We start from the raw sequence: 11356 nt of genomic DNA, 5'->3' as shown, positions 1-11356 counted from the left end.
CTCTCAAAATCAACTCAAAATTATGACCAGGGTGATAAATTTCTCTATTATCGTTCGCTGCCGGAATTTCAAGAATATATTCTGATCAGTCAAAGTCGTCCCTATGTCATGCAGTATAACAAAACTCAAGAAAATAAATGGTTATTAACGGAATACGAGGGCGAAAATGCCAGTTTATCTTTAACTTCTGTCAATTTTGATCTCAGTTTTCAGGAAATTTATGAAGGAGTTACTTTTAATATAATTAATAAACCTCTTGCATAATTAATTTTTCTGGGTTCAAAAACGGCAAAAATAAGGATTAAATAGCATAAAGTCTGTAAATAGACCATTTAACTGATTATTATTCATTCTTAATTCTCCTGACTCCTGACTACTGGCTACTGACTCCTAACCCCACCAACAAACTTTTTGCCGCAAACCCTATTTAACGATTTGCCTTGAATTTTCGTTTTTTTGCCAGTATTCTCGCCAAGGAGTCGGGAAATCTATCTCTATAGGCTCAATTTCGCCGCTAAAGCGATCGCTACCGGGAAAATGCGATGTTCTTGCACTTGAATGCGTTCGTGGAGACTAGCCGCGGTATCATCCGGGAGAATGGGAACCACTGCTTGCATTAAAATTGGGCCACTATCTACCTCCGCGCGAGCGATATGCACAGTACATCCGGTCACTTTTACCCCCGCAGCTAAAGCTTGTTCCACGGCGCGCACACCCTTAAAACTGGGTAGTAAACTAGGATGGATATTGATCACGCGATCGGGAAAAGCATCTAGTAAAACCGGGGTGACAATTCGCATCCAGCCCGCCATAATTACCCATTTTACGCCGTATTCCTGGAAAGTTTTGACCATGGCCCGATCGAGTTCTTCTCTGGGTTTAAATTGACGATGATCGAGGAAAACCGCGGGGATATTGTAGTCATCGGCTCTTTCTTTTACCTTGGCATCGGGATTATTGTAGATGAGGACAGGAATCCGGGCATTGAGTTGTTTTTTGGCGATCGCTTCTGCCAAAACAGCAAAATTGGAACCACTACCAGAAGCCATCACTCCTAAAGAGAGGGTTTCCTCTAGGGGAATATCGGCCAAACTGAGATCGGGAGAAATTAAACTGGGGGAAATTGTCATCATATTTTATAACCGAGTTCGAGTGCATTGCAAAAGCTATTGAGGCGATTCAGCAAAGCATTATAGTAAGAATAAGCATCATCCCGTTCCTCTTGGAGATAGGCATACAAGGTTAGCTCAGGCTCTGCAGCTAGGTGATTTTTAGGGATATCGAAACCGACTTCCGTTAGGCGCGTCGATGCGATCGCAACTAGCAACGCCCCAATGGTATTAGACTCACCATTGTGAAGATCCCTCAGTCCGGGTAAGATGATCTCGGCCCCCGGCAACTCATTGAGATTCATGATTGTTTCTCCTCTGGTGGATATTGAAAACGTTCAATGAAGTTCTCGACTCTGCTTCTGAGCACATCAGGGTTAAGGGAGGGTGAATCGAAAAAATCCCCATACCCCTATCTCCCCTATCCCCGTTGTTTCAAACCGGTTTCAATAGCGGCAATTACTGTTTCTATGACTTTAACGCGGGCGAAATACTTATCATTTGCCGCCACAATCGTCCAGGGGGCGACGGGGGTGCTAGTGCGGGCTACCATGTGATTAACTGCCACATGGTAGAGGGGCTGTTTTTCCCGATTGCGCCAATCTTCATCGGTGAGTTTATGTTGACGATAGGGGTTATTTTGGCGCTCGTTGAAGCGATTTAACTGTTCTTCGGGGCTAATATGTAACCAGAATTTGACTAAAACACAGCCTGAATGGGTTAATTGGGCCTCAAATTCGTTAATTTCTTGATATGCCCGTCGCCAATCCATATCTTTAGCGAATCCTTCCACTCTCTCCACTAAAACCCGTCCATACCAACTGCGATCGAATATACCAATAGTTTTGGCTGCGGGTAATTTCCGCCAGAAGCGCCAGAGGTAATGATAGCGATGTTCTTCCTCCGTCGGGGCAGCAAAGGCAATCACTTGATAACTGCGAGGATCGAGGGTATCGGTTAAGCGTTTGATCGCACCTCCCTTGCCGGCGGCATCCCACCCTTCAAAGAGGACTAAAACGGGGATATTTGCCTGAAAAATCTTTAATTGCAGTTTTCTTAATTCTACCTGTGCCTCACGCAAGCGGATTTTATAGTCTTCTTTTTCCAATTTGGCACTTAAGTCCACTCTCCCCAGATAATCGGGTTCCGTGGGCAGTAATTGGGCTTGGGGTGGTAGATTGGCAGGAGGTTCGATCGGTAATTGGCGCTGATCCAAAGCTTGAGCGATCGTACCGACTAATTGGGAGAGAACTTTTACCCGGGCCCAACGTTGACAGTTGCCCTCCACCAATGTCCAAGGGGCGGCCCCCGTGCTAGTGTAGGTAATCATTTCCTCGGCTAAACTGGCATACTCATCATAACGTTTGGCCTGTTGCCAATCTTCCGGACGCACGCGCCAAGATTCTAGCTCATTTTCGGCGTATTCTTTGATGCGTGACTTTAATTCCTTTTGACTGAGGTGAATCCAGAATTTAGCGATTGCGACCCCATCATCAAATAATTGTCGCTCAAAGGTGTTGATATCGCGCATGACCAGGGGAATCTGGGAGGAGGGCAATTTATTTAAGAGTCGATCCTCTAGTAGATGGGTGTACCAACTGTGATAAAAAATGCCGATACTGCCTTTTGCTGGCAGTTTTTGCCAAAATCGCCACAAAAACGGGTAACTTTCCTCTTGGCGGGAAGGGGTTAAAATTGGATGGACGGTAAAACCGCGCGGATCCATATAGTTAACCATTTTTTTGACTAAAGTTCCCTTCCCGGCCGCCGCCCAACCTTCCAAAACCACCACCACGGGTAATTTACATTCCCAACAGGACTGCTGTAGCGATCGCAGTTGTTCCATTAAATCTTTAATTTGTGATTGATAAGTTTCTTTGTCAAGGGAAAGGGATAGATCGAGGGGACTTAACATGATGGTCAACTAAGTAGGTAGGTGTTAAAAATTGTCAGATCCCCCCGCCTATCGGCACCCCTCTTATTAAGGGGGGCAGGGGGGATCAAAGACAAAATCTATCTTCAATTTAATTATAACCACTTACTTAAAAGCAAAATTAGGGTATAAAGTTATAGACAAGTCAATCTCAAATAGGTATGATCGCGTGTCTCAAGTTAAACCTACCATTCTCGTCACTGGCGGTGCGGGTTATATTGGTTCCCATGCGGTTCTAGCGCTCAAAAATGCCGGTTATTCCGTCATCGTACTCGATAATTTATCCTACGGTCACGCCGAAATCATTAAGGATATATTAAAAGTTGAGTTAATTGTCGGTGATACTAGGGATCGATCGCTGCTGGATAATTTATTTGCCAGTCGTGATCTTGCCGCCGTCATGCACTTTGCCGCTTTTATTGCCGTGGGGGAATCGGTACAAGAACCGGCTATTTACTATCAAAATAATGTTAGTGGTAGTCTGACTCTTTTGCAAGCGATGATCGCCGCCGATGTGAAGAAATTTGTTTTTTCTTCTACCTGTGCTATTTATGGAATGCCCAAGGAAATTCCGATGACGGAAAGTCATCCCCATCATCCCCTCAGTCCCTACGCTGCCAGTAAGGAAATGGTGGAACAAATTCTTCGGGATTTTGATCCGGCCTACGGTTTAAAATCGGTGGCTTTCCGTTATTTTAATGCCTCAGGAGCCGACCCCAGTGGTTTATTAGGGGAAGATCACCAACCAGAAACCCATTTAATTCCCCTGGCTTTATTAACTGCCCTGAAAAAACGGGATTCCCTGTCAATTTTCGGCACGGATTATGATACTCCCGATGGCACTGCTGTTCGCGATTATATCCATGTCAATGATTTAGCACAAGCTCACGTTTTAGGCTTAGAATATCTCTTAAATGGGGGCGAAAGCAATGTGTTTAATTTGGGCAATGGTAACGGTTTTTCCGTGCGTGAAGTGATTGAAACAGCGCGAGCGGTCACTGGTTTAGATATTCCCGTAAGCGAAAGTCCCAGAAGGGCAGGCGATGCCCCTATTTTAATCGGCAGTAGCGATAAAGCCAAACAGGTTCTCGGTTGGCATCCCCAATATGCCGATCTCAAGGTAATAGTTGAACACGCCTGGAATTGGCATCAAAAAAGACACGCTTAACAGCGATCGAGTGCTAAACTTTAATCTTATAAGATTGAACAGTTCTAAGTAAGTGGTTTCAATTAAATTGAAGATAGATTTTGTCTTTGATCCCCCCTGCCCCCCTTGATAAGGGGGGTGCCGATAGGCGGGGGGATCCCCCTTGATAAGGGGAGTATCTGACAATTTTGAACACCCACCTACTTATCAGTCGATAACAGTAAAAAACTGCTAGAGGCTGATAGTTTACTGTTATAAGCTTCTCCAGAATTCTCTCGAATACAATGCTATGAATAACAAAATAATCTTAATATTTATGGGCTTGACTTTTTTGGCAAGTTGTGCTGATAGTAAACAGTTTCAATGTCAAAAAATCTATCGGATTGCCAACGAAGTGGCCCAAGAAACCAAATCCTTAACCAACGGTCAAGGGAGAGAAATTGACCAAAAAAGTTGGCTATTAGCCGCCGATAAAATCGAACAGGCCGCAGAAAATATGAAAAAATTAGAAGTGAAGGATACCGAACTAGATAAATATAAGACCGCTTTCGCTCAAGTTTACGAAGATTATGCCACTGCCACCCGTGAAATAATTCAAGTTATCGAAACTCGCAATAAAAACGGGGCAAAATTAGCACAGGAAAAGGTAAGAAAAGCCGGACAATTAGAAAAAGAAACTGGCGAAGCTTTTAATACCTATTGTCAAGCACAGTAAAGCAGTTATCAGTTATCAGTTATCAGTTAGAAGGTATTGGGGTTTTGGGGTATTAGTTAAAATTTCCCCATCTCCCCATTTCCCCATTTCCCTATCTCCCCATCACCTCACTTCTGTACTTTAGGGTTTAATTGCGTACAAAGTGCCGACATTTTTACTGCGAGGCATCCTGGAAAAGATGATAAAACCGAATTCTTGCAGATGTTTGACTAAAGCATCGGGACCCTTTTTATGCCATTCCATCATGATAATTTTCATCTGTCCCAATTGACCAGTTGCCGCTAAAGAATCGAGGATTTCGTATTCGGAACCTTCACAATCAATCTTGGCAACTATATCGATGTCGGGATAATCAGAGGTAATACCTTTAAACACATCGGTGAAAGGTTTAAGAATTAAATCGGCTGTAGCTGTTTGTTTCGAGGCAAAAGGTTTTAATTGGTTGTCAATACCAGAAATACCAACACTACCTTTCACGGTGTAATCGTATTCGACTTGAATAATTTCATCACGAGCGCCGACTCCATAATCAAAAGCTTTAATCTTTTCCGCTAGATTAGGATTGAGGGCAAAATTTCTTAAAGCTTGGTCGTAGGTAGCCTTAAAAGGTTCGTAACTATAGACAGCTTTCACATTAGCTCGATTGGCAAAAAAGAGACTAGCAAAACCCGTATTCATGCCAATATCGATCGCTACACAGGGCTTGTCATAGAGGAAATTATATACACCTAAAAGGAAAATTTCATGGGCGATATCTAAATCCTGTCCCGTCTCAATAATTAACTTAACTCCATCGATCTCGATAATTAATTCCTGTTGCTCATCGATATAAAATTTACAATCGGCCAGAGCTTTTAGTGCGTTAGCTTTGTTAAAAACTTTGCTACCCAAGAGGAAATCCTGCTTATTTTTGCTTAAACTGATCCCTAAGGGTTTGTAAAAAAGTTGACCAGATTTAGCATCATATGCCACATAATTAGGATTAATATTATGCTCTGCCAACTGACTAGACCAATATTGATCGGCAATATGGGGATAAGTCTTAAATTGTCGATAGCGTTTATGTGCATCTAACAGTTTTTGATAAAGCATTGCTTGTCTAGCCTCGATTTTTTAGGATGGATGAAGGTAATTTTATGGACAAGTCTGACAAAGTTTGATAGGCTTGTCAAGAAAATCCCCCGTCTCTGAGCATCAGAAGTCAGGAAACCCATCTCAAACAAGGTAACACAGACCATCAGGAGTTAACACGCCTTGAATTACTCTGATTTTATATTTTGGTGGATATTAATCCTTTTTAGCGTTCCTTTCCTAACGGCGCGCTACCTGGCGAAGTCCTTCAATCTCTGGCGAGGTGTTTTTGATGGAGTCGGATTGGCGGCGCTGTCCCTAATCCTGTTTTATTACGCCAGTCGCACCAGTTTCCTCGTTTTCATCGTCTCCCTAGCCTTTAACTACATTATGGTCTGGCTAGTGCTGAAAATGAGCGGCTGGAAAGCGAATCTCCTAGCCACTATCGTTATCGTCATCGATATTCTCGTCCTCGCCTACTTCAAGTATTTCGGCTTTTTTGTGCAGGAAATCATCGGATTGTTCGTTTCTCTCCCCCCTAACTGGAAGGAACTTTCCCCAATTCCCGTGCCTAGCCAAATACCGCCGGGGGTATCCTTCTATACCTTCCAGATGGTGGCTTTCGTGGTGGACTCCCTACGGGAAAAGAAAAAGAAACCCCTAGCCGTCCTCGATTATGTCAATTTTATCTCCTTTTTCCCCCAGATTGTCGCAGGTCCGATCGAGCGTCGCCGGGATTTATTACCACAAATGGAGGGATTTCGCCTCAAATTTACAGGAGAAAACTTCGAGAAGGGTTTGCGTTGGCTTTCCCTCGGTTTATTTATGAAATTTGTCCTCGCCGATAACATTGCGCCCTACATCGAATTAGATAAGATGATCGACAATGCTTGGTATATCTGGTTTGAGGCCTTTTTATTCACCCTGAGAATCTATTTTGACTTCGGCGGTTATAGCTTTATTGCTGTTGGTTTAGCCTATTTTGTCGGGGTTAGATTAGAATTAAACTTTTTAGCCCCCTACACATCCCAAAGTATTAACGAATTTTGGCGACGTTGGCATATTACCCTTAGCACTTGGTTTCGGGATTATGTATTTTTACCCCTGATGGGTTCCAATAAAAATTGGGCGCCTTTTTATCTATTCATTACCTTTACTCTTTCAGGTTTTTGGCACGGGGCGGCCTGGAATTTCATCTTTTGGGGTGCTTACCACGGGGCATTATTATTATTACTGCGTTATCTGGGCCGACCTTTCTATGCTTTCGTCGGAAAATACGTTTCTCAGCCGCAAATTGTCTCCTGGGCTTTAACGCAATTGGCGGTCATTTTTGGTTGTCTCTTTTTCATGGAGGTTAACACCAGAAGATTAATCGGTAAAATGCTAGTTATTGCCAATCCTTTCAATTATTCCTTAGCTAATATCGGGGAAATTTTTAGTTCCTATAGTCTTAATCAAGGAGCAGTTTTAAGCGTCGCTTTAGTTCTTGGTATCATTGTTTTAATCCTTGAACATCTGGCTATTGCCCAGAAAAAATTTGAATATGAACTCTTGTTATCCCCTTGGCTGTCTAAAATATTGCTAGGTTTAACTATTCTCCTAGCTTCCACTAATACCGGTGACTTTATTTACTTTGAATTCTGATGAATACTAAATCCTTTAACCCTTTCCCCTGGTTAGCCTCTCTGGGAGTCGCTTGGTCCCTCGGCTTTGTTTATAATGTCATCTACGGCGGCGAATTAAGCTGGTTGCGGATGATGTACGAGGAAAAATCAGCGATCGCTGCTAAGATCGAAGGACCGCGGCGTTTAATCGTCACGGCGGGATCGGGGGCGCATTATAGCATAAATTCGGAATTAATGGCCAAAGAATTGGGAATGCCCGTGGTTAACTTCGGTTTACAGGGGGATATCGGGTTAAATGTCATTGCCGCTATGATTCTCGAAAAAGCGCGCCAAGGAGACGTAATTCTGCTGATTCCCGAATATCTCATGCTCATGGATGAGGACGGTTTTAATCGCGGCGAAGGACTTTGGGGATCGGCTCCTTTTAGCGTCGCTATTGGCAAACCAGGGTTAGGTGGGATACCTTTAAAAACCATGATCGAGGATACTTGGTTATTAGGTATTCCGGGGATGCGTCCAGTTACTAAATCCACGGTTGATTTATTCACCAAAGGCAGAATGACGGGTTATCTTTCCGATCCAATGACTAATACAGGTGATCCGACTATAGTTAAGGAAAGAACGGGGAAATGGTGGCAAATGACCTTTGATACTCCTGCTTCTCCTCACTCAATTAAATTGATTGAAAAGCTCAAGAAAGATTTAGAAGCAAAAGGGGCGACTTTAGTGGTTTCTTTGCCCTGGGTTTATGCAAAAAATGATGGTAAAACCGTTGCTAACATTCGCAAATCTGCCGAAGAATTAAGTCGGGTTGTGCCAACAATTTATGACCCAAAAGACTTGAATATTAAGACCGATTCTACTATTTTTGCTGACACTCACTATCATCTTTTGCCCCCGGCGAGAATTATTCGTTCAGAACAATTGGTTTCGGAACTGAAACCCATCTTAAACACAACTGAGAATAAAAATCCATGAATAAACCTATAACTAAGATTTGCATTCTGGGGGGGGGGTTTGGAGGGTTATACACGGCACTCGATCTGAGTCGATTAACAGCAGTAAAATCGGGTCAATGGCAAATAACTTTAGTCGAACCGAAAGACCATTTTCTCTTTACTCCCCTTCTCTATGAACTAATTACAGGAGAATTGCAACGCTGGGAAATTGCCCCCTCCTACCGTCAATTATTAACAGGAACTAAGGTTAATTTAAAAACTCAAAAAGCCAGTAATATTGACTTAAACAATCATCGAGTATATTTAGAAAATGAGGAAGTTATAGATTATGATTACCTCGTTTTAGCGGTGGGAGTGCGGAATCGTTGGCCGGCTATACCGGGGTTAGCCGATTATGGGCTGACTTTTCGGAGTTTAGAGGATGTGGAAAAATTACAAACGGCAATTCATGAATTAGAAACTCAAGGAAAATCCTCAATTAATTTAGCAATTATTGGCGGCGGTCCCAATGGGGTAGAATTAGCCTGTAAGGTAGCTGATCGCTTAGGAAAAAAAGGCAAAGTTCATCTAGTGGAAAAGAACGAGGAAATACTACAAAACTTCCCTAAATCGGTGCGTGTTGCTTCCTATCGTTCCCTTTTAGCCAAGAATGTTAGTCTCTATTTAAACACAGGATTAAAGGAAGTTGCAGCTAATTCCATAACCGTATTTAAAGATAATACAAATGAAGTTATCCCCATTGATTTATTATTGTGGACAGCAGGAACCCAAGCACAGGATTGGATCAATGATTTGGATTGTCAGAAAACAGCACAAGGCAAATTATTAACCCGTTCCAGTTTACAATTAATCGACTATCCTGAAGTTTTTGCCGTCGGGGATCTAGCCGAAATTTATCCGAGTAAACAGGTAATTCCTGCCACGGCACAGGCAGCCTATCAAGCAGCCAGTGTAGTAGCCAAAAATATCTCGGCAGTGATTAGAAAAAAATCGCTCAAACCCTATTATTATCTCCATTTAGGTGATATGTTAACCCTGGGTAAACAATCAGCCCTTGTCTCCAGTTTTGGCCTTAATATTAGTGGTAGATTGGCTGATATAATGCGTCGATTTGTCTATATTCTGCGTTTACCCAGCAAACGCCATCAATTGAAAGTGTTTCAACATTGGGCAAAAAAAATTCTTCTCCGACTCCGTTATTCACAGGTGTTATCTAATACTAAATCCGTTGAGTATAGGCTACATATCAGGAGAGGCAAAAGGCAAAAGGGAGAATAAATAATCAGTTTTTATAGCGTTTCCTGTTCACAAGAGGTACATTATCGATGTTAAAAAGCTTAATCAGCAAAGGTTTAAATGTGCCACACAGGTGTGAGAACCGCCATAGAACGAAGCAATAAAAACTAATTAGAGGAGCTGAAGTAGTTGCAAAGACTCAATATCTCTACGGTCTAACGTTCTGGTTGAGCGGCAGCAGATCGACCATAGCGATCAACGAAAAGCCTCTCAACTGTCCGCTCCAACCGGGTTGTTAGCCCTTACACAATTGGCTACAATAGCCCTACACAAGCTACGAGAGAAAAGTATGCCTGAATTAAAAATTAGCATTAGTGAGGCTGCTCACAAAACGCTGTTAGCACTCGTTGACTCCTCTGGGGATACGCTCCCAACAGTATTAGACAAAGCCATCGAAAATTATCGCAGATATGTTTTTCTAGTTCAAGCGGATGAAGCCTTCGCCGCCTTAAGGAAGAATGAGACTTTATGGCAAGAGGAAATTTCTGAAAGGCAGACATGGGAGCAAACTCTCGCTGATGGAGTAGAAGGGTAGTGGCAGAAATTACCAGAGGAGAAATATGGCTAGCAGATCTTAATCCAGTAAGGGGGCATGAACAGGCTGGTAAGCGTCCATGTTTAGTGATTTCAGCAGACCTGTTTAATCAGGGTGCATCTGGCTTAGTTGTTGTTTTGCCAGTAACTTCTAAAGACAAAGGAATCCCTTTTCACATAAAAGTGGAACCCCCAGAGGGAGGAGTGAAAATGCCAAGTTTTATCAAGTGCGAGGACGTAAGATCAATCTCAGTAGAACGACTTGAGAAGCGATGGGGAACTGTATCCTCAGAAACCCTGGCATTGGTTGAAGACAGACTGAGAATCTTAATGGGACTGTAATGAAGATAGTTTCACCAATTTGCGCTCCAAGCCCAGGTTTTAGTTTGCATTCTTCCACTGTTCCAATGCCACCTTCGTGTGACTGTACCATTCTGAATTTGATTACGATTAGGCTTGCCCTCGTAACGCGCCGATAGACCAACCAGTGCTTTCGGCATCGCAACTAAACTCACAGCTTCAATCAATGGGCATGGTGCGTTCCCAAAAATCGATCGGTGGAGCAGTAGGATCCAGATTAGGGAACGCACCCTAGGGCTGAAAACGGAGATTTTGAAGAGATCGCACTTGAGCAATGGTTTCAAAATCACGGTCGTTGTGAATCAGAAGCAGATCATTTTCCAGTGCCGCTTGAGCAATACAGCAATCAATTGGGCTGCGAACAGTCAATCCTTGACGACGCAGATCATAGTAAATACGTGCAGCCGCTTGCCAGGAAGAAGGCCTGAGTTCAACATAATCCTGCACTTCGAGGTAAGTAGAGAGGATTGTCCACTCTTGCTCGTTTGGCGTTGCTGAATTAAGCTATGAATCAGTAAGGAATAGGCACTTCTTGAAACTTCAGATAATGAATTAATAAACGAATAGAGTATCCTAACATTTCTGTAGACTTAGAATAGCAGAGTGT

Annotated in this window: 13 protein-coding genes and 1 pseudogene; 8 read left to right on the top strand and 6 right to left on the bottom strand. The window is 42.9% G+C overall.

Going from position 1 to position 11356, the window contains the following annotated elements; genetic code table 11:
* Positions 1-264, top strand: a 264-nt coding sequence (locus tag IM477_RS16965) for a Uma2 family endonuclease (protein WP_287732737.1), incomplete at its 5' end; no start/stop codon positions are given.
* 230 nt (positions 265-494) lie between these two features.
* Here IM477_RS16965 and purN read toward each other — a convergent pair.
* The 3 genes from purN to pap form a co-directional block, all read right to left on the bottom strand.
* A complete protein-coding gene (gene purN / locus IM477_RS16960; protein WP_287732736.1) occupies positions 495-1133 on the bottom strand; it encodes a phosphoribosylglycinamide formyltransferase in 639 nt (212 codons plus the stop codon).
* Entirely contained in the window at positions 1130-1414 is a 285-nt protein-coding gene (locus IM477_RS16955; RefSeq protein WP_052276273.1) for a hypothetical protein, read from the bottom strand. Before IM477_RS16955 ends, purN begins: the two co-directional genes overlap by 4 nt.
* A gap of 116 nt (positions 1415-1530) precedes the next feature.
* Positions 1531-3024, bottom strand: coding sequence for a polyphosphate:AMP phosphotransferase (pap, locus tag IM477_RS16950; RefSeq protein WP_287732734.1), 1494 nt, complete (start codon positions 3022-3024; stop codon positions 1531-1533).
* 187 nt (positions 3025-3211) lie between these two features.
* Here pap and galE point away from each other — a divergent pair, with 187 nt between their 5' ends.
* Positions 3212-4210: a UDP-glucose 4-epimerase GalE gene (gene galE / locus IM477_RS16945; protein ID WP_287732732.1), complete on the top strand. Its 999-nt coding sequence runs from the start codon at positions 3212-3214 to the stop codon at positions 4208-4210.
* Between the two features lie 268 nt (positions 4211-4478).
* Entirely contained in the window at positions 4479-4904 is a 426-nt protein-coding gene (locus tag IM477_RS16940; RefSeq protein ID WP_287732731.1) for a hypothetical protein, read from the top strand.
* A 120-nt stretch (positions 4905-5024) separates the two neighbouring features.
* Here IM477_RS16940 and IM477_RS16935 read toward each other — a convergent pair whose 3' ends face one another.
* A complete protein-coding gene (locus tag IM477_RS16935) occupies positions 5025-5996 on the bottom strand; it encodes an FkbM family methyltransferase (RefSeq protein ID WP_287732730.1) in 972 nt (323 codons plus the stop codon).
* 162 nt (positions 5997-6158) lie between these two features.
* On the opposite strand from IM477_RS16935, the gene IM477_RS16930 reads away from it, so the two are divergent.
* From IM477_RS16930 to IM477_RS16910, 5 genes are all read left to right on the top strand, one after another.
* Complete coding sequence (locus IM477_RS16930; RefSeq protein ID WP_287732729.1) at positions 6159-7619, top strand: MBOAT family O-acyltransferase; 1461 nt, start codon at positions 6159-6161, stop codon at positions 7617-7619.
* Positions 7619-8578, top strand: coding sequence for a hypothetical protein (locus IM477_RS16925; protein ID WP_287732728.1), 960 nt, complete (start codon positions 7619-7621; stop codon positions 8576-8578). The genes IM477_RS16930 and IM477_RS16925 overlap by 1 nt, the downstream gene beginning before the upstream one ends.
* Positions 8575-9837, top strand: coding sequence for an NAD(P)/FAD-dependent oxidoreductase (locus IM477_RS16920; RefSeq protein ID WP_287732726.1), 1263 nt, complete (start codon positions 8575-8577; stop codon positions 9835-9837). Before IM477_RS16925 ends, IM477_RS16920 begins: the two co-directional genes overlap by 4 nt.
* Before the next feature lie 307 nt (positions 9838-10144).
* Positions 10145-10390, top strand: a complete 246-nt coding sequence (locus tag IM477_RS16915) for a toxin-antitoxin system protein (protein WP_287732724.1) — start codon at positions 10145-10147, stop codon at positions 10388-10390.
* Positions 10390-10731 carry a type II toxin-antitoxin system PemK/MazF family toxin gene (locus IM477_RS16910; RefSeq protein ID WP_012268344.1) on the top strand — a complete coding sequence of 114 codons (342 nt, stop codon included), beginning with the start codon at positions 10390-10392 and terminating at the stop codon, positions 10729-10731. Before IM477_RS16915 ends, IM477_RS16910 begins: the two co-directional genes overlap by 1 nt.
* A gap of 249 nt (positions 10732-10980) precedes the next feature.
* Here the strand turns inward: IM477_RS16910 and IM477_RS16905 are convergent, their stop codons facing one another.
* Together IM477_RS16905 and IM477_RS16900 are read right to left on the bottom strand one after the other, a co-directional pair.
* Positions 10981-11196: a PIN domain-containing protein gene (locus tag IM477_RS16905; RefSeq protein ID WP_072928042.1), complete on the bottom strand. Its 216-nt coding sequence runs from the start codon at positions 11194-11196 to the stop codon at positions 10981-10983.
* Between the two features lie 64 nt (positions 11197-11260).
* A pseudogene (locus tag IM477_RS16900) lies at positions 11261-11356 on the bottom strand (IS1 family transposase); the annotation flags it as partial.

It is taken from the genome of Microcystis sp. M090S1 (assembly GCF_020246295.1).
Classification (GTDB): domain Bacteria; phylum Cyanobacteriota; class Cyanobacteriia; order Cyanobacteriales; family Microcystaceae; genus Microcystis; species Microcystis aeruginosa.
Note: the sequence above shows the minus strand (reverse complement) of the source record. Positions and strands in the feature narration are given on the sequence as shown.

What these genes read in the sequence shown, in the direction of transcription:
- IM477_RS16955 (WP_052276273.1), bottom strand. Translation starts at nt 1,414, where the DNA reads ATGAATCTCAATGAGTTGCCGGGGGCCGAGATCATCTTACCCGGACTG.
- pap (WP_287732734.1), bottom strand. Translation starts at nt 3,024, where the DNA reads ATGTTAAGTCCCCTCGATCTATCCCTTTCCCTTGACAAAGAAACTTAT.
- purN (WP_287732736.1), bottom strand. Translation starts at nt 1,133, where the DNA reads ATGATGACAATTTCCCCCAGTTTAATTTCTCCCGATCTCAGTTTGGCC.
- IM477_RS16940 (WP_287732731.1), top strand. Translation starts at nt 4,479, where the DNA reads ATGAATAACAAAATAATCTTAATATTTATGGGCTTGACTTTTTTGGCA.
- IM477_RS16925 (WP_287732728.1), top strand. Translation starts at nt 7,619, where the DNA reads ATGAATACTAAATCCTTTAACCCTTTCCCCTGGTTAGCCTCTCTGGGA.
- IM477_RS16920 (WP_287732726.1), top strand. Translation starts at nt 8,575, where the DNA reads ATGAATAAACCTATAACTAAGATTTGCATTCTGGGGGGGGGGTTTGGA.
- IM477_RS16915 (WP_287732724.1), top strand. Translation starts at nt 10,145, where the DNA reads ATGCCTGAATTAAAAATTAGCATTAGTGAGGCTGCTCACAAAACGCTG.
- IM477_RS16935 (WP_287732730.1), bottom strand. Translation starts at nt 5,996, where the DNA reads ATGCTTTATCAAAAACTGTTAGATGCACATAAACGCTATCGACAATTT.